Genomic DNA, 22,883 nt, shown 5'->3' on the forward strand with positions numbered 1-22,883 from the left:
AGCGCCCGCCGGGGAACTCCACCGCGGCCGGTTCGTGCGTGTGGTCGACGGCCACCGTCACGTAGCCCTCGCCCGATTTCGTCCCGGTCAGGGTCGGCGTCGCCGCGTCAGGGCGAAGAAGACCGCGGACGCGGCCGCCAGTACCGCCGACAGGCAGATCAGGAAGATCGTGGCCCCGGCGAACTCCGGCGGGTCGCGGACGTCCCACAGCGTGACGTCCGGCCGGTCGGGGTCGTAGCGGATGGCGAGCCGGTCGCCGATCGCCGGCTGCGGATCCCGGGGGAAGTCGTCGAGTTCGGTGCTGACCTCGCGGCCGGTTGCGGTGGTGAAGCCGACGCTCAGGTTGTAGCCGCCGCGGATCGCCAGGACCTCCTTGACGGTCGCGACCGTCTCCACCCCGGAAGCACGCATGTGGGCCTGGTAGCGCTGCACGGCGAAGGCCCCGCACCCGACGGCCAGCGCCAGCACGAGCCCGGCGGCGGTGACCCAGAGCCCGGCCCGCCCGCGCAGTCCGCGCTCGCGCGGCCGGCGTCTGCGCGGTTTCCGGACCCAGGCGACCCGCACCGGCTCGTTCACGCTCCCATTATGGGCGACGCGATGCGGCCCCGGGGAAAGTTCGTCCCCGGGGCCGCACCCAGCTTCGGATCAGTAGCCGTAGATCGTCTCGTAGATCTGCTGGCCGGCCTGGTTCGTCGCCGCGAGGCCGTTGGCCCACAGCGAGTTGACCCGGCTGCGCTCGGCGGAGTTCGGCACCGCGTTGGTGCAGGACGGGCCGGGGCCGCCGCCGGACATCAGTTCCGAGCACGGGCCCGAGTAGTGGTCGGGCAGCCCGAGGGCGTGCCCGGTCTCGTGTGCCGCGATGCGGGTCGGGTTGTACTGGCGGGCCTGGGTGTAGTCGATGAAGATGGTGCCGCTGCCGTGCCCGTTGGTCGAGGCGTAGGACCCGCGGGGGTCGTTGCCCTCGGTGTAGCGCAGGCTCGCGCCGGAGTTGCGCTCGACCAGTCTGACGTTGGTCACGCTGCGGTTCCAGTTGGCGGCACCGGCGTTGATCACCGAGCGGAACGACGGTGCGCTGGCGGTGCTGTAGTAGACCGTGGTGACGGCCGCTTCCTGCTGGGTGCCGGCCGGAGCGGCGGACGCGGTGCCCGCGGCGATCGGCGTCACGGCCAGGGCCAGCGCGACAGCGCCGGCCAGGGCGAACTTCCTCGACATCGGAAGACTCCTCGTAGGGGACGGGGATTTGCCGGATTTGCGCGCGCTGTCGAAAATTTACCTGGTGTTAGCGTCCACGGGAGCCGACTTCCGTAGGGCGGTGCGAGTGGTGATTTCCCAACACTATTTACGGGTTGACAGGCCGTCCGTGGTGTCGGACGTCAGGTCGAGCAGCTGCTGTTCGAGCCGGCGGGCGGCCGGCACCGCGAGGCCGACCCCCCAGAGCGGGGCCGTGCTCGCCCCGTCCGCCGCCGCGACCACCAGGGTGACCACGTGGTCGGGGAGGCCGTCGTCGTGGAGGTCGCGGTCCCAGCGTTCGGCGTCCGCGCGGGCGAGTGCCGCGATTTCGGGGATCGAAATCAACTGGGCGATCAACGCGATGTTTTCGCGCACGGCGACCTCGTCGTACGACGTGTCCAGCGATGCCCGGATGTAGGCGCGGGTCAGCCGGCCCGCGCGGGTGTCTTCCGGGTCGAGCGCCGCCAGCACCTCGGCGCGGAAGGTGTCCAGGATGTCCTGGGCGAGTGCGCGCACCAGGGCGTCCTTCGCGGGGAAGTGGTACAGGAGCCCGCCTTTCGACACCCCGGCCGCCTTGGCGATGTCGTCGAGCGACGCCGAGACACCCCGCGTGCGGATGACCGTCCCGGCCGCGTCGAGCAGCGCCCGGCGCGTCTCTTCCGGGCTGCGTCCGGCTTTTCGGGGCATGCTCAGTCCTTTCCGGACGGAATCGTACGCCAGGCGATCACCGCGGCGACGGCGGTGACGCCCGCGGCCGCGAGCGACGTCACCTGCATCGCGCCGGTGAAGGCCTCCCGGGCGGTGTGCGCGAGCTCCGACTCCGGGGCGAGCACCCTCGCCGCGGACGCCAGGGAGTCGCGCGCCTCGGCCGGGATCGGGCCGGCGGGCAGGAAACCGCGGTAGGCCAGGGTGACCAGGGAGCCCAGGATCGCGATGCCCAGCGCCGCACCGAGTTCGTACGCCGTCTCGGAGATCGCCGACGCCGAACCGGCCTTGTCCGGCGGGACGGCCGACAACACCGAGTCGACGGTCAGCGTCAGCGCGAGTCCCACCCCGAGCCCGACCGGGACGAGCGTCAGGCCCAGCCACCAGTACTGCGGGAGCGGCTCGGCGACGGCGACCAGGGCCAGACCCAGCGCGGCGACGGCGAGGGCGGCGGCGACCGCGCGTCCCTGGCCGAGCCGCCGGACGACCACGCCGACGGCGGCCACGACGACGATCGACGCGAGCGTCGCCGGCATTTCCGCGAACCCGGCCCGCAACGGTGAGAAGCCGCGGACGAGCTGCAGGTACTGCGAGAAGAAGAACAGCAGGCCCATCAACGCGAAGACCGCGATGAAGCTCGCCAGGACCGCGCCGGTGAACGCGCCGTTGCGGAACAGGGTGACGTCGATCAGCGGATCGGCCGTCCGTCGCTGGCGGCGGACGAACAGGACACCCGAGACGACGCCGACGGCGGCCGCGACGGCCACCTGCGCGTCGATCCCCGAACCGACGGCGTGCTTGACCGCGTAGACGAGCGGGACGATCGCGGCCATCGACAGGCCGGCCGAGAGCACGTCGAAGCGGCCCGGGTCCGGGTCGCGGGACTCCGGCAGCAGGAACGCGCCCGCGACGAGGAAGACGACGACGATCGGCACGTTGATCAGGAACACCGAGCCCCACCAGTAGTGCTCGAGGAGCGCGCCGCCGACGAGCGGGCCCAGCGCGATGCCGCCGCCGGACCCGGCCGACCAGACCGCGATGGCGCGGGTGCGCTCGCGCGGGTCGGGGAAGAGGGTGCGGATGAGTGACAGCGTGGACGGCATGATCGTCGCGCCGGCGATCCCGAGCAGCAGCCGGGCGAGGACGAGCACTCCGGCGGTGGGGGAGAACGCGGCCAGCGCGGACGCCAGCCCGAACGCCGCGGTGCCGATGAGCAGTACTCGCTTGCGGCCGAAGCGGTCGGCGAGGTTCCCGGCCGTGACGAGCAGGCCGGCCAGGGCGAGGGAGTAGATGTCGCCGATCCAGAGGATTTCGATCGCGGTCGGCGCGAGCTCACGGGTGAGCGAGGGGACGGCGAGGTAGAGCACCGTGCCGTCGACCGCGAGCAGGAGCACGGCGCCGACCAGCACGCTCAACGCGGCCCACCGGTGGCGGTGGCTGAGGGGCCCGGCCGTTTCCCGGGTCGGCTGACTTGTGGTCATGCGACTTACTGTACCGTCTGGACGGTACAGTAAGTGGGCCGGAGTGAGTCATCGCACGGAGAGGGGTGGCCTCAGCTGTCCGGCTGGACGACCGGCCCGCGTCCGGACAGCGCCAGTTCCTCGGCGAGGATGAGGTTGACGTGCACGGAGGCGTGGCCCAGCACGCGCCGGGCCGCGGCGACCGCGGTCAGGGCCACGAGGATGCCGGTGCCCGCGAGCAGGCCCCCGACGGTGTCCCCGGGGATCACGGCGGCGACGGTGGCGGCCACGAGAACGGGCGGCCACCAGCGGGCGGGGTGGGCGTGCCGCGGGCGCCGGAGTCCGGCTCGCGTGGGTTGCCGGTGCAGGGCCATGTCGCCTCCGATCCGCCGCCGGGTGGTCCTGCATCATGACTGACCGGCTCGTCCGGGTTACCGGGTATTCGCGTTCCGTACACGATCGCCCGAAATCTCCGTCGAACGGCGCAATCGGCGCCTGCTGTGGGTGGCCCGGGCCGGCGTGGAGATCACCACATCGGGGCTCGAAGTCTGTTCGATCAAGTGTTAGCCCGAGGTGCTTAGGATGGAGGGAGGAGGTGGACATGACGTCGGAAGAGCTGATGATCGAGTTCGCCTTGACGCGCCTCGACCACCCGGACCTGGACCTCGAGGACCTGGCGGCGCTCGTGGTGCGGCGGGGCGGGCCCGAGCGGGTGCTGGAGTTCGCTTCGGCGAACTTGGCGGAGCGAGGGGAGTTGAGGGCGGCACTGTTCCCGGCGGCGGTCGAGCACGTGCTGCGGGTGGTGCTCACGCTGCGGGGGCCGTCGGACTAGCTCGCGGGTCGGCTTTGCCGGGTGTCGCGGCTGGCTCTTGGAGGCGGCGGGGACCGATCGGGGCGACCGGTCGTTCTCCTGGTGCTGACTCGACCGCGCGGCGGATCCAAGTCCATCAGCGGCCGGGGCGACCGGTCGTTTGCTCGCTGTGCGGGCGGGATGCGCAGGGTTCCGGAGTGACCGCTCCTAAGCCCCACCCGCGGCCCGCCGCAGGCCGCGGCGGTCGAACACCAGCTCCCGAGCCGTCCCCAGCGCCGTGGCGATCGCCCCCGCCAGTACCGCGTCCTCACCCAGCTGCCCGGCGACGATCTCCGGTACCACCGGGACCGTCGCCGCCAACGCCCGCCGCATCGGGGGCACCAGCAAGTCCGCGTTGCCCCCGATCCCGCCGCCCAGCACGATCAACCGCGGGTCGAGCACCGCGGTGACCGCCGCGACCACGTAAGCCAGCTTCTCCGCTTCCTCCGCAACCACCCGAAGCGCCCGCGAATCTCCGCTCCGGGCCAACCGGAACACGTCCTTCGCCGACCGCGCCGGCAAGCCCGACGACCGAGCCGCCTCGACCACGGCCTGGCCCGCGGCCGCCGTCTCCATCGGGCCCGGCCGTCGCGTGCCCGCCTCCGACGGCGGGACGGGCCCGAACGGCAAGTCCGCGATCTCGCCCGCCGCGCCGTGGGCTCCGCGGAACAGACGGCCTTCCACCAGCAGCCCCATGCCGATCCCCGTGCCGACCGTCAGGCACACCAGCACGTCCACGCCCAGCGCCGCCCCGAGGGCGTGCTCGCCCACCGCGCACAGGTTCGCGTCGTTCTCCACCACGACGTCCGAACCCGCCGTCGCCAACGCCGCGACCAGCTCGTGCAGCAGCCCGCGTCGCTCCCAGCCCGGCAGGTTCGGCGCGCGGTGGACCGTGCCGGTCGCCGGGTCGGGGACGCCGGGTGTGCCGACCACCGTCGAGACGACGTCGCCGGGGGTGAGCCCGGCCGAAGTCACCGCCCGTTCGACGGATTCGCTGACGGTGCGCACCAAAGCGCTCGCGGAGCGGCACCGGTTGGGCTCGTCGAGCCGCGCGACGATGCTGCCCTCCAGGTCGGCCACGGCGATCCGGATCGCGCGCCGCCCGATGTCGACGCCGACGACGTGCCCCGCGTCCGGCGCGGCCCGGTAGACGACCGCCGCGCGGCCCGGGCCGGCCAGGCTGTGGCCAGTGGTCCGGACCAGTCCGTGCTGCTCGAGATCGAGGAGCGCCTGTCCCACGGTCGGTTTCGACAGCCCCGTCGCGGCCGCGATCTGCGGTCGTGTCGCTTCGCCCTGTCCGCGCAGCCGCTCCAGCACCACGCGCTGGTTCAGCGCCCGCATGGTCGCCGGGGTTCCCACCTGCGGCCCGATTCGCCCCACGACGTCCCCATCTCCGATCCGCGTTGCCGCAAGTTTATCCACGGAACTCTTTCGACTCCGCACGTTCTATGTTAAGAAACTTTACTAACTACTAGACGGAGGCACGCCGTGAGTTCACCCACTCGCTCAGGGGAGCCGCAACCCGCCCTTGAGCGCAAGATCGGTCCGCTGCAGGCCACCGCGATCAACATGACCCAGATGTGCGGTATCGGCCCGTTCGTCACGATTCCCGCGATGGTCGCCACCATGGGCGGCCCGCAGGCGATGTTCGGCTGGATCATCGGGGCGATCGTCGCGCTGGCCGACGGGCTCATCTGGGCCGAGCTCGGCGCCGCGATGCCGGGTGCCGGCGGCACCTACCTGTACCTGCGCGAAGCCTTCCAGTACCGCACCGGACGCCTGATGCCGTTCCTGTTCGTCTGGAGCGCGGTGCTGTTCATCCCGCTGATCATGTCCACCGGCATCATCGGCCTCGTCCAGTACCTCGGCTACCTGATCCCCGGCGTCACCGACGACGCGGGCACGACGGCCCTGGGCAAGATCATCGGCGTCGGCATCACGCTCGTCATCGTCGCCGCGCTGTTCCGCAAGATCGGCCAGATCGGCAAGCTCACGACGGTCCTGTTCGTGGTCATGCTCATCGCCGTGCTCACCACGATCGTCGCGGCGTTCTCCCACTTCAGCGGCGCGCAGGCGTTCGCGTTCACGCCGGGCGCGTTCAGCTCGGCCGGCGAAGGCACGTTCTGGGGCGGCCTCGGGGCCGGCCTGATCATCGCCATCTACGACTACCTCGGCTACAACACGACGGCCTACCTCGGCGGCGAGGTCCGCTCGCCCGGCCGGACGATCCCGCGGTCGATCCTCTTCTCGATCGTCGGCATCATGAGTCTCTACTTCCTGCTCCAGGTCGGCGTGCTCGGCTCGGTTCCGCTGGAGGAGCTGAAGACCGCCACCTCGGTCGCCTCGACCGTGCTGGAGCAGGCGTGGGGCACCGTGACGGCGAAGATCGTCACCGTCTTCATCATCGTCGCGGCCATCGGCTCGGTGTTCGCCGGCCTGCTCGGCGGCTCGCGTGTGCCCTTCGAAGCCGCGCGGGACAAGGTGTTCCTGTCGATGTTCGGCAAGCTGCACCCGAAGCTGAACCTGCCGACGGCCGGCGTGCTCACCATGGGCGCGATCACCATCATCGGCTCGCTGTTCACGCTGACCGACGTCATCAACGCGGCCGTCGCCACCCTCGTCATCATCCAGTCGCTGGCCCAGGTCGCGGCCATCGTGACGCTGCGCCGCCGCCAGCCGAACCTCAGGCGGCCCTACCGGCAGTGGCTCTACCCGGTGCCGACGATCGTCGCGCTGGTCGGCTGGGTCTACATCTACGTCTCCGCGACCTGGCTCTCGATCGGGCTGTCGCTGGGCTGGATCGCCGTCGGCGCGCTCGCTTACCTCGTCTACGCCAAGACCGAGAAGACGTGGCCGTTCGGACCCAAGGAGATCAAGGAGGCCTTCGCCTCCACCGAAACCGAAGGGGCTCAGGCATGACGAAGAAGCTCGCGGCGCTGGCCGCGCTGCTCCTGGTGCCGGGGGTGCTCAGCGTGGCCCCGCCGGCCTCGGCGCAGGACGTCCACGCCGAAGCGGCGAAACCGCACGGCCTCAGCACGATCGGCCTGCAGGGCTGGCAGGTGCTCACCACCGCCGACGTCAAGGACGGCGGCGACAAGGTCTCCACGCCCGGGTACGCCACCCGCGGCTGGTTGCCGGTCAAGCCGGACGACGCGGGCGCGCCGGGCACCGAGATCAACGCCCTGGTGCAGAACGGCAAGTGCCCCGACGTCTTCTACTCCGACAACATGCGCAAATGCTTCGGGTACGTCGACAAGCTCGGCCCCGTCGTCACGAAGCCGTTCTCCGACCCGTGGTGGTACCGCGCCGACTTCACCCCGGACTTCAAGAACGGCCAGCACGCGAAGCTGACCATCCCGGGCATCGTCGGCGAGGGCGACGTCTGGGTGAACGGCAAGCTCGTCGCGTCGAAGGACGTCGTGAGCGGCGCGTTCGCCGGGCACACCTTCGACGTCTCGAAGCTGGTGAAGCCGGGCAAGAACACCCTGGCGATCAAGGTCTACCCGAACAACCCGCTGAAGATGTACACGCTCGACCAGGTCGACTGGGGCCAGATCCCGCCGGACAACGACACCGGCATCCAGTTCCCGCCGACGCTGCAGGTCGGCGACGCGCTCACCGGCGACAACGCGCACGTCGTGCAGGACAACGCGCCCGACCTGTCCAGCTCGAAGCTGACGGTGAAGGTCGACGTCACCAACGACGCGGCGAACCCGCAGACCGGCGATGTCGCCGCGACGGTCACCGCGCCGTCGGGCGCGCCGGTCGTCGTCCACCAGCGGGTGACGATCCCGGCGAACACCAAGCGGACGGTGACGTTCGCGCCCGTGAAGATCAACCACCCGCAGGTCTGGTGGCCGTACTCGATGGGTGACCAGCCGCTGTACACGCTGACCACCGCGGTGTCGCAGGACGGCGTGCTGTCGACGTCGTCCAAGAGCACCTTCGGCATTCGCACGGTGACCTCGCGCCTGGTCGGGAAGTCCGCGCCGCTGCCCGAGGGCGCGCGCCAGTTCACGATCAACGGCAAGGACTTCGTCTTCCGCGGCGGCGGATTCGCGCCGGACCTGTTCCTGCGCTACGACTCGGCCGACACCGCCCACCAGATCGCGCTGATCAAGAACATGGGCCTGTCCGGCGTCCGCCTCGAAGGCCACGACATGCCGCAGGACTTCTACGACCAGGCCGACCGCGCCGGGCTGCTCGTCATCGGCGGGTTCCTGTGCTGTGACGCCTGGCAGCCTGACACCGCCGAGCAGCTCGGCGAGCGGGACCTGCGGATCATCCACGACTCGTCGGTCAGCATCGCGCAGCGCGAACGCAACCACCCCAGCGTGTTCAACTACGGCTGGAGCGACAACGAGCCGTTCGCCAACCAGGAGAACGCCGTCCTGACCGCGTTCAAGCAGGAGGACTTCCAGGTCCCGGTGATCGCCTCGGCGGAGTACAAGAGCACGCCGACGCTTGGGCAGTCGGGGGAGAAGGAAGGCCCGTACGACTGGGTCCCGCCGTCCTACTGGTACGACACTTCGCACTTCGACGCTACCGATGACAGCCGCACCAACGCCGGTGGCTCCTGGGGCTTCGCGAGCGAGCAGAGCGCCGGGCACACCGTGCCGACGCTCGACTCGATCAAGCGGTTCCTCTCGCCGACCGAGCAGGCGAAGCTGTGGCAGGACCCGGCGTACAACCAGTACCACGCGAACTTCGAGCCGGACCACGGCGGCTACGCGTTCGGCACGCTGTACACGCTGGACCAGTCGATCACCCAGCGGTACGGGAAGTGGAACTCGCTGAAGTCCTATGTGGACCTGGCGAACATCGCGAACTACGAGAACACCCGCTCGCAGTTCGAGGCGTTCCTGCACCACTCGACGGACAAGAACAACCCGTCGACCGGTGTCGTCTACTGGCAGCTGAACAAGGGCTGGCCGACGCTGCTGTGGTCGCTCTACAACGACGACGGCGACCAGGCGGGCGCGTTCTTCGGCGCCGAGAAGGCGAACAAGCCGCTGCACGCGATCTACGGCTACGACAACGGTTCCGTGACCCTGGACAACCTCGGGGCGACGACGCAGGCGGGGCTTTCGGTGCAGGCTCGCGTCCTCGACACCGCGGGCAAGGTCCTCGACGACCAGACGGCTTCCGGGCTCTCGCTCGCTTCGCAGGGTGTCAAGACCGGCGTCCTGAAGCCGAAGGTGCCCGCCGAGACGAAGGCGCCGGCGGCCGCGCAGGTCTACTTCGTCGAGCTGCAGGTGAAGCAGGGCGGGAAGGTCGTCGACCGGAACGTCTACTGGCTCTCGACGCAGAAGGACGTCGTCGACTGGGGCAAGACGCTGGGCAACCCGCAGGCGACGCTGTCGCAGTACAGCAACCTGCAGGCTCTGCAGAACCTGCCCAAGTCGCAGGTCGGCGCCGTCGCCTCGACCCGCGCGAACGGCGGCGACCTCGTCTCCACGGTGACGGTGACCAACACGTCGAAGACACCGGGGGCGGCGTTCTTCCTGCGGGCCGACGTCCGCCGCGGCACGCCGGACGGGCACGAGGGACCGGGTGACAACCAGCTCGCGAACGCGACCTGGGACGACAACGACATCACGCTGTGGCCGGGCCAGTCGCAGACGCTGACCGTCACCTACAAGGCGGCCGACCTGCGTGGCGCGGTGCCGGTGATCAGCGTCGACGGCTTCAACACCGGCCGGATCGTGGTGCGGGCGGCCGGCGGGTACGGCCACCACGGGGACGCGGCCGTCGCGCCGCAGATCGAGGGGTTCAGGGAGTGACTGAGGAACGGATTCTCGGGATCGACTTCGGCGGCACGAAGGTGGCGCTGGGGCTCGCCGACCACGACGGGAACCTGCTGGCCACCCGCCGGCTGGACACCGACGCGCAGGCGGGGGCCGAGCAGGTGGTGGTGCGGGCACTCGCCGGGGCGCGTGCGCTCCTGGCCGAGTCGGGCGCAGCACCGGCCGCGATCGGTGTCGTCAGCCCGGGAATCGTGCTGCCGGACCGGATCCTGCTGGCACCGAACGTGCCGGGCTGGGAAGAGCTGCACCTGGCCGAGCTGGTGGCCGCCGAGTTCCCGGCCGTGCCGATCTCGGTCGGGACGGACGCGAAGGCGGCGGCCCTGGCGGAGTGGCGCTGGGGAGCGCTGGCCGGGGCCGACCCGGCGGTGTTCCTGTCCCTGGGCACCGGCATCGCGGCGGCGGTGCTGGTCGGCGGCCGGTTGCTGACCGGCGCCAACGGAGCTGCGGGCGAGATCGGGTACAACCTGCTCTCGCCGCAGGACACCGAGGGTTTCGCAAGCGGAGCGGCGCCGCTTGAGGAAGCCGTCGGTGGGCGTGGGCTGGGCGGCCGGGCGAGCGAGTTGCTCGGCCGCCCGGTCACCGCGGGCGAGCTGTTCGCGCTGGCCAAGGAGAACGTCGAGGCGAAGGAACTGGTGACGGCGGCGCTCGACGAGCTGTCGATGCACGTGGCGAACCTGGCGATTTCCCTGGACCCGCAACGCATCGCGGTCGGTGGGGGGTTGGTGCGCTCGGCGGACGTGCTGTTGCCGGCTTTGGCGGACCGGTTGGCGCACGCGGTGCCGTTCCCGCCGGAGCTGGTGTCGGCACGCTTCGACCAGGATGCGGCGTTGCTGGGCGCGGTGGCGCTGGCCCTGGGCGGTTAGGCGTCCGGGTGGCGAGCCGGTGCCCCGACCCGGTTCGCCACCCGGTTTCAGTCCGGGAGGCCGGAGGGCGTTCGCGCTCTCCGGCCTTCTCCGCGTCGACCGATGCAGATGGGCAGGCAGGTGTCCCTCGTCAATGGATAACTGTGCGGTCTCGACCGGCTAACAGGATCGATACGGCGGTTGCGACCGACCACAAGATGGCGATTCCCAGGAGCGTTGTGAAAAGGAATGGGAGTCGTCGTGGATGCGGATCTGATCATCTCGCTCGTTACCGCGGCTGCGGCGTCCGGCCTCGTCAAGGCGGTGGCCTCGATAGGGCTCGAATGGCAAAGGCGAAGGAAGCGGAAGAAGATCAAGATATCCCGGGACGGTGAACCCGCGGAAATCGACCTGGACGAACCCGAGCAAGCAAGGATCTACGCCGCTGAATACCTCTCTCGCCACGGCAAGAAGGAATCCGGAGGTGGCGAGTGACGCAGCCATCTCGTCGGCAGGGCAAGCAGCCCGCCGAGCCGTTCGTGGGTCCGACCGGCAAGCCCCTGCAAGCCGGTATCGGCGGAGCGGGCGGTGGAACGATCATGGTCACGATCGCGCAGGCCTTCGGCACGCACACCGTCCACGGCCAAATCATCTTGTACGCCGCGCCGACGGTGTCGGTGATCGCCGGGGCCGTCTTCTTCGAGCTGAAGTTCAGGGCCGAGCGCATGACCGAGAAGTCACGGATCAAGGCGGCCAGGAAAACGTTGGTGAAGCAGAAGGAGGACCCCAACACCACGGCCAGCTACAAGCAGGAACTCGACAAGATGATCGAGGAAATCGATCGCACCGTAGCGAATGCCGAGGTGGCGCGAGTCAAAACCAAACACAGCTCGATCCGCTAACGCGCGGCCTCGGCCGTCGCCAGTTCGGTGCGGCGGAAGGCCGCCGGGGAGAGCTGGAACCACACCAGGACCGCGCTCACCGCCTGGATCGCCGCCACCACCAGCCAAACGCCCCGCAGGCTCCAGTGCGCCGCGACCAAACCGCCGGTCAGCGCACCCAGCGGCGTCAACCCCCAGGCCAGCGCCCGATGGCTGGTCAGCACTCGCCCCAGCAGCGGGGACGGCGTGAAGCGCTGGCGGCTGGACTGCGAGCAGACGTTCCAGACCAGCACCGTCGACGTCAGGAAGACCAGCACCACGCCGATCAGCGGCGGCCACGGCGGCAACACCGCCAGCAGGAGCGGCGCCACCGCGCCGAGGCTCTGCGCTCCCCGCATCGACCACGAGTACCCGAACCGGTCGACGATCTTCTGCACCACGAACGACGACGCCACCCAGCCGACCGCCAGGCAGGCGAGCAGCAGGCCGTAGCCGACCGAACCGACGTGCAGCACCTGCGTCGCGTACAGCACGAACATGGAGTTGCCGGCGCTGGCGGCGAACGAGCCGAGCGCGACGTTGATCGTGATCGACCGCAGCAGCGGCGTCCGGACCAGGTGCGTGAGCCCGGCTGAGAGGTCGCGCAGCGGGTGGGTCCGCGCGATGGTCCTCGACTCGGACGGGATGCGCCGCGCCATGAGGAGGGCGGCCAGCGCGCAGCCGGCGGCCAGCCACGCGGGCGCCCCGGCGCCGACGGCGATCAGGAACCCGGTCAGCGGCGGCACGACGAACTGGACGACACCCCGGTCGATCACGGTGAGGCGCGCGTTGGCGTGGGCGAGCCGGTCCGGCTCGACGAGCTCGGGCACGAGCGCCCCGCTGGCGCCGTCCCCGAGCACCTGCGCGGAGGTGACGACGAAGGCGACGATCAGCAGCACGGGCAGGCTGAGCAGCCCGGCCGACGCGACGACGGCGAGCACCAGCGCGGCCCCGACCTGGACGGCGTAGGCCCAGGCGAGCACGGCGGTGCGCCGCACGCGGTCGATCAGCACGCCGGCGAAGAGGGAAAGCAGCAGCCACGGCGCCTGCCCGGCGATGCCGACGAGCGAGATCTCCCGCGGATCGGTGGTGAGGGAAACGGCGAGCAAGGGGAGCGCGGCGAGCATCAGCCCTTCGGCGGAGGAACCGGACACCGCGACGGCCTGCAGCCGCACCCACCTGTTCGTCACGCGTGCCGCCCCATGATCGGCAGTGTGCCGAAAAGTCGTGAGCAAGCCAAACGATTTACCGCCCCGGGGTGACCGATGTCGCCGGCTCGCGGCGTCGTAACGCCGGGCCGCGAATCCGAGACTCACACCGGTGAGCTTCCCGGTCGCCAGGCGCGGCCGGTCCGGATCCGAAGGGAACAAGTTGCGCAGGCGAAGTGAAACCGAGCGGGTCGATCCGACGGTCCAGGCAGCGCGCATCACCCGTCGTGGCACGCTGATCACCGCCATGGCCACGGTCATCGCCGCGTTGATCGGGGGCCTTTTCGCGGCCTACAAGGTCGGCAACGACCAGGGAGTGGCCGACGCGCCGCCCCGGACGGTGACCGTCACGGCCACGAAGCCCGGGACCGCGCCGCCGCCCACGTCGACCGGCGCGGCGCAGGCGAGTGAAGTGTCCACTCAGGTGCGGCTCGAATCCGGCACCGGGGTCGACATCGACGCGCCGGACGCGCGCGCCGTGGAAACGAGCGGCCCGAACGGGGACTTCGACCTGTACTTCTCCGACCCGGGACTCATGGTCAGCCGATCGGCGATGTACTACTACAACGGCGGCGAGAACACTGCGGTCGTCGCGTGTCCCAAGGCGGTGGCCAACGACAAGCCCGCTCCGGGCGGGCCGGTCGTGCTGTCGGCCGGGAGCGAGTTCTGCGTGCGGACCTCGGCGGGCAAAGTGGGCTGGGTCAGCTGCAACGACGTCAAGTCGTCCAGCGACCACACCGGCTACATCGTCCTGAACTACCGGCTGTTCGCCACGACCTGACCCGCCGGGGTCAGCGACGCACGCGGGTCGACTCGCGGACGACCAGCTCCGGGGTGAACACGACCGCCTGGTGCTCGGCCGTCGTGTCCGCCGTCTCGTTCAGCAGGAGCTCGGCCGCCGTGCGGCCGAGCCGCTGGGCCGGCTGGCGGACCGAGGTCAGCGGGACCGCCGCCGCGCCCGCGAACTCGATGTCGTCGTAGCCCACGATCGCCATCTCCTCCGGGATGCGGACGCCCGCGCCGACCATGGCCTGCAGGACTCCCAGCGCCAGCAGGTCGTTCGCGCAGAACACCGCCGTCGGCCGGGGGCTCGTGCCCAGCAGGCGGGCACCCGCGTCGCGGCCGGAAGAGACGTCGAGGCCGATCGCCTCCAGGACCGTCAGCTCCGCTCCCGAATCCGTCAGCGCCGTGCGGACGCCCTGCTCGCGGTCGCGGCACTGGGCGAGGATCGCGGGGCCGTTGACGAACGCGATGCGCCGGTGGCCGGTCTCCAGGAGGTGGCGGGCCGCGAGCGCGCCGCCCGCGATGTCGTCCACCGCGACCGAGCTCGCCTCCGACGTCGGCGCCTTGCGGTCGACGAACACGTACGGCGTGCCGCTGCGGCGGAACGCGCGCAGGGCCTCGCCGGACGTCCCGACCGGGCTCAGCAGCACGCCGCGGACCCGCTGCTCGGCGAACATCGCCAGGTAGGACGCTTCGAGGTCGGACCGCTGGCCGCTGTTGCAGGTGATGATGTTGAGGCCCTCGGCGTGAGCGGCCTGCTCGGCGCCGCGGGCGACGTCGACGAAGAACGGGTTGCCGAGGTCGAGCACGAGCAGCCCCATGATCCGGCTGCGGCCGGCGCGCAGCTGCCGCGCCGACTCGTCGCGGACGTAGCCGAGCTCTTCGATCACCGACAGGACGCGGTTCCGGGTGGCCACCGCGACCACGTGCGGCCGGTTGACCACATTGGACACCGTGCCGATCGAGACGCCGGCCCGCTTGGCGACGTCCTTGATGCCGACCAAAGCACCCCCTCGCAGAGAAAGCGCGAGCCTACCACGCGTATGAAACGTTTCAGTCAGATCTGATCTGGCATCGCGTCTCGCGCCTTCCGGTCGGCAGGCGTGAGGAGGCCGGAATGGACGGTGGACCGCTGCGGGTGGTGGTGCTGATCGGCAGCACCCGCGAAGGCCGCGCCGGCGCGCGTGTCGGCCGGTGGTTCACGGCCGCGGCGGGCCGGCGGACGGGGCTCGACCTCGACCCCGTCGACCTCGCCGAGGCGGACCTCCCGGCGGCCTACCCGGCGGAGCCGACGCCGGGGCTGACCCGGTTCCGGGAGCGCATCGGCCGGGCGGAGGCGTACGTCGTCGTCACGCCCGAGTACAACCGCAGCTTTCCCGGGCCGCTCAAGCAGGCGATCGACTTCGCCTACGACGAGTGGCACGCGAAGCCGGTCGGCTTCGTCTCCTACGGGTACCGGGCCGGCGGCCGTCACGCCGTCGCGCAGCTTCGGGACGTCTTCCTGGAGCTGCACACCGTGACGATGCGCGACGCGGTCGCCCTCGACCTGCTCGCGCCGTCGTTCGACGACGAGCGCGTGCCGGCCCTGCTCGACGAACTCACCTGGTGGGGGCTCGCGCTGCGCGACGCCCGCCGGACCCGCCCCTACTGCGCGTGAAAGGACCGCAGATGACCTCACCCGCGATCGAAACCTCCGGGCTCGTCAAGGTTTTCGGTGACACCCGGGCCGTCGACGGCGTCGACCTCGTGGTGCCCGCCGGGACCGTCTACGGCGTACTCGGCCCCAACGGTGCCGGCAAGACCACCACCGTCCGGATGCTCGCCACCCTGCTCCGCCCGGACGGCGGCGAGGCCCGCGTGTTCGGCCGCGACGTCGTCCGCGAGGCCGACGCCGTCCGCGGCCGGGTCAGCCTCACCGGCCAGTACGCGTCGGTGGACGAAGACCTGACCGGCGCCGAAAACCTGGTGCTGCTGGGCCGGTTGCTCGGCCACAGCCGCCCGGCGGCGCGTGACCGGGCCGCGCAGCTGCTGGCGGCGTTCGGCCTCACCGAAGCCGCCGGCAAGCAGGTCAAGCAGTACTCCGGCGGCATGCGGCGGCGGCTCGACATCACCGCGAGCATCCTCAACACACCGGACCTGCTGTTCCTCGACGAGCCCACGACCGGGCTGGATCCCCGCAGCCGCAACCAGGTCTGGGACATCGTGCGCGCGATCGTCGCGCAGGGAACGACCGTGCTGCTGACCACGCAGTACCTCGACGAAGCCGACCAGCTGGCGTCGCGGATCGCGGTGATCGACCACGGCCGCGTGATCGCCGAAGGCACGCAGGGGGAGCTGAAGGCGTCGGTCGGCGCCGGCGCGATCCACCTGCGGCTGCGCGACGCGGCGCAGCGCGAGGCCGCCGAGGGCGTGCTGTCCCGGGTGGTCGACGCCGCCGTCCAGCGTGAACCCGACCCGGTGGCGCTGACCGCGCGGCTCACCGCCGCGGCCGGCGACACGGCGGCCGCGGAACAGTCCGCCCGCGCGCTGGCCGAGCTGGCGGCCGCGGGGATCACCGTCGACACGTTCTCACTCGGCCAGCCCAGCCTCGACGAGGTGTTCCTGGCCCTGACCGACCACACCGCGAGCGGAGAGGAAGCAGCGTGAGCGCCACCGCGGTCAAGGAAACCGAACTCGCCGCGCCCAAGGCCGAAGACCTGGCGGCGGTGCTCGTCGCGGCCCGGCGGCCCCCGCGGCCGGGGGCGCTGTCGACGTCGTTCACCTTCGGCTGGCGGGCCGTGCTGAAGATCAAGCACGTGCCCGAGCAGTTGTTCGACGTGACCGCGTTCCCGATCATGATGACGCTGATGTTCACGTACCTCTTCGGCGGCGCGCTGGCCGGTTCGCCGGGGGAGTACCTGCAGTTCTTCCTGCCGGGCATCCTCGCTAGCAGCGTCGTGATGATCACGATGTACACGGGGATCGCGGTCAACACGGATATCGAGAAGGGCGTGTTCGACCGCTTCCGGACGTTGCCGATCTGGCGCCCGTCGGCGATGGTCGGCTACCTGCTGGGGGACGTGCTGCGGTACTTGATCGCGTCGGTGGTGATCATGCTGGTGGGCCTGGTGCTGGGCTTCCGCCCGGGCGGCGGCTTCCCGGGCGTCGCGGCGGGGGTGGCGCTGCTGCTGGTGTTCTCGTTCGCGTTCTCGTGGGTGTGGACGATGTTCGGGCTGCTGCTGCGCAGCGAGAAGTCGGTGATGGGGGTCAGCATGATGGTGATCTTCCCGCTGACGTTCCTGTCGAACATCTACGTGAGCCCGGAGACGATGCCGGGGTGGCTGCGGGTGTTCGTGGACATCAACCCGATCTCGCACCTGGTGACGGGCGTGCGGTCGATGATGGCGGGCGTGTGGGACGTGCCCGCCGTGCTGATCACGTTGAGCGCGTCGGTGTTGCTGGTGGCGGTGTTCGGGACGTTGACGATGCGGCTCTACAACCGCAAGTGACCGCGGGTGAAGAGGGTGACCTCGATTTCGTCGGCGGCGTGGCCGCCGGTGCGCGCCCAGCGGGCGAGCAGGCTGCAGTACCGCTCGTAGGTCACCGCCGGCCAGGGCCCGATGCGGTGGAGCGATTCCCACCCGCAGTGCTCGCGCAGCGCGGTCGCGACCACCCGGTCGAGGATGAGGCACGGGTGGTCCGGCTCGCCGCCCCCGGCGAAGTACAGGAACTTCGTGAAGAACGACGGACCGAAGAACCGGAACGTGTTCAGCCGTCCGGGGCGCATCAGGGCGAAGGCGCGCGCCGGGTCGACCCGCGAGGCCGTCGCGGCCTCGGTCAGGAGCGCCCTGGCGGCATCGACGTCCTCGGCGATGCTGTCCAGCCGGCGGGCGCTCTGCCGCAAGTGGGAGCCACAGCCCCAGGCCAGGGTGCGCCACAGCAGCGTGAACACGTCGTCGGCCGGCGCCCACACCTCGGCGCGCGTCAGGGACGGCCCGGCCGGACGCTCGCCCGGCAGCTCTCGCCGGTCGAGCTCCTCACGCCACCACGCGGCGCGGATGGAGACGCAGTGCTCCTCGACCGCCTGCCGGCGGGGAGCCGTGGGAACCGCCCACGCCGGGAGGGCCAGGGGAGTCAGGTCGGTCATCGTCACGGCAAGGGGGTCGCTCGCCGGGCGTGGGCGTTACGGCCGGCCTCCAGCGCGAGCCGAACGGCGCACGCGGTCTCAGCTCGCGGCGGGTGGCCGGGGAGATCACAGGCGCCAGCGGACCTCCCGTTCCGGGGCGTAGCGGCACGACGAACCGGTCGTCACCGTCGCGTTGAGGTGGCCGGCCAGCTCCGGGTGCGACTCCGCGAGCTTGCGCAGCGTGTCGCGGATGCGGGCCGTCACCGCCTTGCGGGCTCGCTCCGCCTCGTCACCGAGGCGGCGGGTCCGGCCGCCCAGGCCGGCGGCCGTGCGCAACTCGGCCAGCAGTGCCTCGCGTTCGCGGTCCAGGTCCGCCGCCAGGCGGTCTTTGCCGAGGGTCGTCGCTTCGTCGATCTCCGCGTCGAGGTGGTCGAGGCGGCGGCGGTAGGCCGACTTCGCCACCTCGTCGAGCACCGGGTCGCCGCCCAAGCGCCGCGCGGCGACCACGGTCTCTCCGCCTTCCGGTGCGAGCAGGCGGACCGCGGGGATCTCGGCGCCGGGGGAGCCGAGCAGGATGTGCAGGTCCCGCAAGCCTTTCGCGTCCGGCACCCGGACCTCGCGTCCGGCGAACCGCAGCGTCCACACCTCGTCGGTCCGGCGGAACTCGTCGGACGGGACCGGCGCCGGAGCAGACGGCGGGGCGGCCAGGTGGGCCATGCCCAGCTCCGATGCCACCGCTCGGACCGCCGCCGTCACCGCGGCCGACCGTTGCGCGTCGCCGGGGGCGCCCCGGGCCGCCAGTGCGGACGCGAGGCGGGCGCGAGCCTCCGCCGCCCACGGGCGCAGGCGCATCCGGTCCGCCGAGGCCGCCGCGGCCGTCAAACGCGAGACGGCTGCATCGTGCCGGCCGAGGGCGGCTTCGAGGAGGCCGGCCCAGAGGTCCACCGGCCCGCTGATCTCGCAGCCGTACAGCGCCACCAGCCACTCGCCGGAGTACGGCGTCAGCTCGCCCAGGAGCCGTTCGCACGCCTCACGGTCGCCGGTCAGCGCGGCCGCCTGGGCCTGGTAGCGCAGCCACATCGGGGCGAACTCGCGGGAGAACGGCCCGGTCACCTCGCGGGTCGCGTCCCCTCGCTGGACCGCCGCCAGCGCCGCCAGCAGGTCCGGGTGCGGGTGGTCGCCGGCGGCCACCCGCGCGGTGTGCGCGGCCAGGTCGTCGAACCGGCCCTGCAGCAGCAGGTAGCTCCACCGCACGTGGTCCACCATGTACCCGAACTCGCGGCCGTACAGCTCCTCGACGCGGTCCAGGTCCGCGTGCGCCTCGGCGAAGCGGCCGCGCAGCGCGCCGACGATGCTGCCGTCGAGCAGCGCCGCGAACTCGGCGCCGGGAAGGCCGCTGCCGGCCGTCAGCCCCCGGAGCACCCGGTACTGGTCGAGGTAGCGCGGGTCGCCCTGCTCCAGCAACGCGACCCACTTCAGCGACGCCGCGAAGAACTCGTTCTCGCGATCGCCCGTCCGCCGCGCCAGCACGGCCAGCTCGTCGGTCAGCCGCTCCCGCTCCCGCGCGCTGCCCGGGCCCCAGATCAGGTCGTGACGCGCCCAGAGCGTGAACGACAGCTCCTGGTCGTCTTCGCCGTCGCGAGCCAGCACCGCCGCTCGCGCGGTCAGCTCGAGCGTGACGCGGTCGAGCGACAGCGGCTCCGCCGGCTTCCCCGCCAGCCGTTCGTGCGCCGCCACCAGCAAGTCCGACGTCAAGGCCAGGCGCGACCCGGTCGGTGCGGCGCGGGACAGCGTGAGCGCGGCCCGCGCGAGCAGCGCGTCGTCGTCGAGCTCACGCACCAGCGCGACCGCCTCTTCGAAGACGCGCCACGCCTCTTCGTCTTCGCCGCGGCGGCACAGCGTGATGCCGAGGTCGAGCGCGATCACGACCCGCCGCCGCGGCTCGGCCGCCCTTTCGAGCGCCCGCCGGTAGTGGCCGGCGCACTCGTCGTTCGCCAGCCGCGCACTCGCGTCCCGCGCCGCCGCCACCAGCAGCTCGGCCGCGCGCTCGGCCTCGACCTCGTCGCCGGCGAGGTAGGCGTGGCGGGCGCGGTCGGCCGCGAACACCAGCGGCACCAGGTCGGGTGCCGCGTCGAGCGCGCGGACGACCGCGGCGTGTCTTCGCCGGACCTCGGCCGGCTCCAGCTCGGCGTACCGCGACTCCCGCACGAGGTCGTGGGCGAAGGCGAACCGGCCGTCGCCGACGGCGGTCACCAGCCGCGCCGCGGCCGCACGCGCCAGCAGCTGGTCGATCTCCGGCACCGGCACCCCGGTCAGCGCCGCGAGGATCCCGCGGTGGAACTCCCGGCCCAGCACCGCGGCGTCGGTCAGCAACCGCGTGACCGGCGCCGGCAGCAGGGAAAGCCGCCGCTGCAAGGCATCCCGGACCCCGGGCGCGACGGCCGACACCGGGCTGCCGCTGTGCCACAGGCGCGCGGTCTGCTCGACGAAGAACGGGTTTCCGCCCGTCCGCAGGTGCACCTCGGCGGCCAACGCGGGGTCCGGCTCGGTGCCGGCGGTGCGGCTCATCAGCTCGGCCACCTCGTCCGGCGCGAGCCCGGTCAGCGTCACCGTGGTCGCCTTCGCCACCAGCGGCAGGACGAGCTCGCGCAGCGGGTGGCCGGGTGCCTCGACCTCGACGTCGCGGTACGCGCCGACGAGCAGCAGCCGCTCGAACCACGTGTGCCGCGCGGCGAACTCCAGCAGCCGCAGCGACGCCGCGTCGGCCCAGTGCAGGTCGTCGAGCACCACGACGACCGGACGGTCGTGCGCCGCCGCGGCCAGCGCCGTCGTGACCGCGTCGTGCAGCCGGAAGCCGTCCGAGCCCGCCGCTTCGCCGAGCAGCGCCGACAGCGTCGCCGTGTCCAGCCGCGCCCACTCCTCTTCCGGCAGCTCACGGCGCAGCGCGCGCACCACCTGGACCCACGGCCAGTACCCGGGCGCGCTGTCGGAGTCCCAGCAGGCGCCGGCGAGCACCATGGCGCCGCGGCGGCGGGCGTCGTCGGCCAGCCCGGTGACGAGGGTGGTCTTCCCGATCCCGGCCTCGCCGGTGACCAGGACCAGGCCGCCGTGGCTCGCCACGGCCCGGTCGAGCTCGGCCCGCAGCGCGGCGGCGGGGTGCGCCCGCCCGATGAGCGCGGCTGTCATGTCCGGTTCCTCCCGATTCCGGTGCCGAGCCTCTCACGCTTTCCCACCGTTCGTCGCACGATTACCGCACTAGGCTCCGCAGCGGTGTGCCTGCCGCAGGGAGGAGTCCGGGTGCGGATCTTCACGATCGTCCTGTCCGTAGTGCTGACGTGGGTGCTTTCCGGGGCGGTCGCCTCGGCCGATCCGGTGCTCGAACACGACACCGACAATCCCGTGACGGCGGCGCCCGCGGTGACGAGGCCCGATACCCCGCACTGCACGGTCACGCTGGCCGAGGCCTTCCGCTCCAACGCCGCCGACGGCACCCCGCAGTTCTACGAGGGCACGCTCACGCCGCCGAAGGCGTGCGCCGGGCCGTGGGCGAAGGTCGTGATGGACCAGACGGTCACCGTCGGCGGCCGCCAGTACGACCGCATCGGCGACCTGCGGATCGGCGCGACCGAGGTCTGGTGGGGGACCACGGAGGAGCCCAGCGGTGAGGGCAACCGGCCGATCACCTACCACTTCGACAAGAACCTGACGCCGTACGCCGCGCTGCTGCGCACGCCGCAGCCGTTCCACGGCGGCATCGAGAACTACAACTCGCCGATCTACACCGGCGTCTACGCCCAGACCGTGACGCTCACCTACTACCAGGCCGACCGGAAGCATCCCGCGCCCGACGTCGCCGACCACGTCGCCGGTTTCGGCCACGTCGACGCGACGCCTTCGGCGCCCACCGTGCACTTCACCGCGAAGGACCTGCCGCGCAACATCACCCGCGCCTACCTCGAGGTGACGCTCGAAGGCCACGCGTGTGACGAGCAGTGGTTCGACGACGTCCCGGACGCCGTCTCGGCGAAGTACCCGGCGGCCGGGCTCTGCGGCAAGGGCCCGTACCGCGAAGCGAACTTCGCGCTCGACGGGACGCCCGCCGGCAGCGCGTTCACCTTCCCGCACATCTACTCCGGCGGGATCGTGCCGCAGCTGTGGCGGCCGATCGTCGCGATCGACACCTTCAGCCTGCAGGCCGAGACCTACGACATCACGCCGTTCGCGGGCAGGCTCGTGGATGGCGGGACGCACGACCTCTCCTTCTCCTTCCCGGACATCGGCGGCGAATTCACCGTCGTCCCGACGCTACTGCTCTACACCGACAAAAACGCCGCGCGCACGTCCGGCGCCCTCACCCGGCACGACGTCGCCGCGGCCCCGGCTCGGCAGGAAACGGTGAAGGACATCCAGGACGGCGTGAACGTGACGGTCACGGCGAAACGCCACGACGTCACCGCGGGCTACGTCGACACGTCCGCGGGCCGCGTGTACACCCGCGTCGAGCGCACCCGCGACTACCGCAACAGCGACGACGTCACCGGCGGCGGTTTCACCCAGCACGTCGTGCAGGGCGATGCGGGGCAGCAGACGTCGACGTCCACTGTGGACGGACGGGTCCGCTCGGCCGCCCGGCACACGTGGTCCTACCCGCTGACGACCGACGCGACCGCGAACATCACCGACGACCAGAACCTGCGGATCGCCGGCGCGGCCGAGATGACGCAGACCCTGGCCGACCTCACCGGCGACGGCCGGGGCTGGCGCCCGGTCCGGGCGTCGAGCGAGTGGCTGAGCTCGTCCGGCGTGCTGGCCCGCACCAACGGCGTCAACACCGAGGCCGACGGCCGTTCGCGCACGTCGTTCGCCGGTTCCGACGACCTCGGCCGGCCGTACTTCCACTACGTCGCGAGCGAGCACGGGCTGATCACCGAGAACCGGGAGCTCCCGCCGCGGAGGTGAGACAGCTCTCGCGG

General features: G+C 71.6%; 21 protein-coding genes. 11 read left to right on the forward strand and 10 right to left on the reverse strand.

Features of this window, described 5'->3' with window-relative positions; genetic code table 11:
* Positions 1-87: 87 nt before the first annotated feature.
* From AA23TX_RS16150 to AA23TX_RS16170, 5 genes are all read right to left on the reverse strand, one after another.
* Positions 88-576: a DUF3592 domain-containing protein gene (locus AA23TX_RS16150; protein WP_155543335.1), complete on the reverse strand. Its 489-nt coding sequence runs from the start codon at positions 574-576 to the stop codon at positions 88-90.
* Between the two features lie 69 nt (positions 577-645).
* Complete coding sequence (locus AA23TX_RS16155) at positions 646-1,212, reverse strand: snapalysin family zinc-dependent metalloprotease (RefSeq protein WP_155543336.1); 567 nt, start codon at positions 1,210-1,212, stop codon at positions 646-648.
* A 123-nt stretch (positions 1,213-1,335) separates the two neighbouring features.
* Positions 1,336-1,917, reverse strand: a complete 582-nt coding sequence (locus AA23TX_RS16160) for a TetR/AcrR family transcriptional regulator (RefSeq protein ID WP_155543337.1) — start codon at positions 1,915-1,917, stop codon at positions 1,336-1,338.
* 2 nt (positions 1,918-1,919) lie between these two features.
* Positions 1,920-3,416 (reverse strand): MFS transporter, encoded by a 1,497-nt coding sequence (locus AA23TX_RS16165; RefSeq protein WP_155543338.1) that lies wholly within the window; start codon positions 3,414-3,416, stop codon positions 1,920-1,922.
* A 71-nt stretch (positions 3,417-3,487) separates the two neighbouring features.
* Positions 3,488-3,769: a hypothetical protein gene (locus AA23TX_RS16170; RefSeq protein ID WP_155543339.1), complete on the reverse strand. Its 282-nt coding sequence runs from the start codon at positions 3,767-3,769 to the stop codon at positions 3,488-3,490.
* 227 nt (positions 3,770-3,996) lie between these two features.
* Between AA23TX_RS16170 and AA23TX_RS16175 the strand changes: the two genes are divergently transcribed.
* Positions 3,997-4,227, forward strand: coding sequence for a hypothetical protein (locus AA23TX_RS16175; RefSeq protein ID WP_155543340.1), 231 nt, complete (start codon positions 3,997-3,999; stop codon positions 4,225-4,227).
* Positions 4,228-4,413: 186 nt separating this feature from the next.
* Here AA23TX_RS16175 and AA23TX_RS16180 read toward each other — a convergent pair whose 3' ends face one another.
* On the reverse strand, positions 4,414-5,586 hold the full coding sequence (locus AA23TX_RS16180; RefSeq protein WP_196425449.1) for an ROK family transcriptional regulator: 1,173 nt from the start codon (positions 5,584-5,586) through the stop codon (positions 4,414-4,416).
* A gap of 147 nt (positions 5,587-5,733) precedes the next feature.
* Between AA23TX_RS16180 and AA23TX_RS16185 the strand changes: the two genes are divergently transcribed.
* The 5 genes from AA23TX_RS16185 to AA23TX_RS16205 all read left to right on the forward strand — a co-directional run bounded on the left by AA23TX_RS16185 (position 5,734) and on the right by AA23TX_RS16205 (position 11,796).
* Positions 5,734-7,164: an APC family permease gene (locus AA23TX_RS16185; protein WP_155543342.1), complete on the forward strand. Its 1,431-nt coding sequence runs from the start codon at positions 5,734-5,736 to the stop codon at positions 7,162-7,164.
* The gene (locus AA23TX_RS16190) at positions 7,161-10,028 is read left to right on the forward strand and encodes a glycoside hydrolase family 2 protein (protein WP_230862519.1); all 2,868 of its coding nucleotides are present in this window, start codon (positions 7,161-7,163) and stop codon (positions 10,026-10,028) included. The genes AA23TX_RS16185 and AA23TX_RS16190 overlap by 4 nt, the downstream gene beginning before the upstream one ends.
* Positions 10,025-10,915 (forward strand): ROK family protein, encoded by an 891-nt coding sequence (locus AA23TX_RS16195; protein ID WP_155543343.1) that lies wholly within the window; start codon positions 10,025-10,027, stop codon positions 10,913-10,915. The genes AA23TX_RS16190 and AA23TX_RS16195 overlap by 4 nt, the downstream gene beginning before the upstream one ends.
* 240 nt (positions 10,916-11,155) lie before the next feature.
* The gene (locus tag AA23TX_RS16200) at positions 11,156-11,389 is read left to right on the forward strand and encodes a hypothetical protein (RefSeq protein WP_155543344.1); all 234 of its coding nucleotides are present in this window, start codon (positions 11,156-11,158) and stop codon (positions 11,387-11,389) included.
* Positions 11,386-11,796: a hypothetical protein gene (locus AA23TX_RS16205; protein WP_155543345.1), complete on the forward strand. Its 411-nt coding sequence runs from the start codon at positions 11,386-11,388 to the stop codon at positions 11,794-11,796. The genes AA23TX_RS16200 and AA23TX_RS16205 overlap by 4 nt, the downstream gene beginning before the upstream one ends.
* Here the strand turns inward: AA23TX_RS16205 and AA23TX_RS16210 are convergent.
* Positions 11,793-13,004 (reverse strand): MFS transporter, encoded by a 1,212-nt coding sequence (locus AA23TX_RS16210; protein WP_155543346.1) that lies wholly within the window; start codon positions 13,002-13,004, stop codon positions 11,793-11,795. The genes AA23TX_RS16205 and AA23TX_RS16210 overlap by 4 nt on opposite strands.
* Before the next feature lie 181 nt (positions 13,005-13,185).
* Here AA23TX_RS16210 and AA23TX_RS16215 point away from each other — a divergent pair, with 181 nt between their 5' ends.
* Positions 13,186-13,803, forward strand: a complete 618-nt coding sequence (locus tag AA23TX_RS16215; RefSeq protein WP_155543347.1) for a hypothetical protein — start codon at positions 13,186-13,188, stop codon at positions 13,801-13,803.
* Between the two features lie 10 nt (positions 13,804-13,813).
* On the opposite strand, the gene AA23TX_RS16220 is transcribed toward AA23TX_RS16215, so the two are convergent.
* Entirely contained in the window at positions 13,814-14,809 is a 996-nt protein-coding gene (locus tag AA23TX_RS16220; protein ID WP_155543348.1) for a LacI family DNA-binding transcriptional regulator, read from the reverse strand.
* A gap of 113 nt (positions 14,810-14,922) precedes the next feature.
* On the opposite strand from AA23TX_RS16220, the gene AA23TX_RS16225 reads away from it, so the two are divergent.
* From AA23TX_RS16225 to AA23TX_RS16235, 3 genes are read left to right on the forward strand one after another with little or no spacing between them, the layout of a single operon-like run.
* Positions 14,923-15,462, forward strand: coding sequence for an NADPH-dependent FMN reductase (locus AA23TX_RS16225; protein ID WP_155543349.1), 540 nt, complete (start codon positions 14,923-14,925; stop codon positions 15,460-15,462).
* A gap of 11 nt (positions 15,463-15,473) precedes the next feature.
* Positions 15,474-16,451 (forward strand): ATP-binding cassette domain-containing protein, encoded by a 978-nt coding sequence (locus AA23TX_RS16230; RefSeq protein ID WP_155543350.1) that lies wholly within the window; start codon positions 15,474-15,476, stop codon positions 16,449-16,451.
* Positions 16,448-17,293, forward strand: a complete 846-nt coding sequence (locus AA23TX_RS16235; protein ID WP_155543351.1) for an ABC transporter permease — start codon at positions 16,448-16,450, stop codon at positions 17,291-17,293. Before AA23TX_RS16230 ends, AA23TX_RS16235 begins: the two co-directional genes overlap by 4 nt.
* Here the strand turns inward: AA23TX_RS16235 and AA23TX_RS16240 are convergent.
* Together AA23TX_RS16240 and AA23TX_RS16245 are read right to left on the reverse strand one after the other, a co-directional pair.
* The gene (locus tag AA23TX_RS16240) at positions 17,278-17,931 is read right to left on the reverse strand and encodes an 8-oxoguanine DNA glycosylase OGG fold protein (RefSeq protein WP_338422504.1); all 654 of its coding nucleotides are present in this window, start codon (positions 17,929-17,931) and stop codon (positions 17,278-17,280) included. The genes AA23TX_RS16235 and AA23TX_RS16240 overlap by 16 nt on opposite strands.
* Before the next feature lie 105 nt (positions 17,932-18,036).
* Positions 18,037-21,096 (reverse strand): ATP-binding protein, encoded by a 3,060-nt coding sequence (locus tag AA23TX_RS16245; protein WP_155543353.1) that lies wholly within the window; start codon positions 21,094-21,096, stop codon positions 18,037-18,039.
* Positions 21,097-21,207: 111 nt separating this feature from the next.
* On the opposite strand from AA23TX_RS16245, the gene AA23TX_RS16250 reads away from it, so the two are divergent.
* On the forward strand, positions 21,208-22,869 hold the full coding sequence (locus AA23TX_RS16250; protein WP_155543354.1) for a peptide-N4-asparagine amidase: 1,662 nt from the start codon (positions 21,208-21,210) through the stop codon (positions 22,867-22,869).
* Positions 22,870-22,883 lie beyond the last annotated feature (14 nt).

It is taken from the genome of Amycolatopsis camponoti (genome assembly GCF_902497555.1).
GTDB classification, from domain to species: domain Bacteria; phylum Actinomycetota; class Actinomycetes; order Mycobacteriales; family Pseudonocardiaceae; genus Amycolatopsis; species Amycolatopsis camponoti.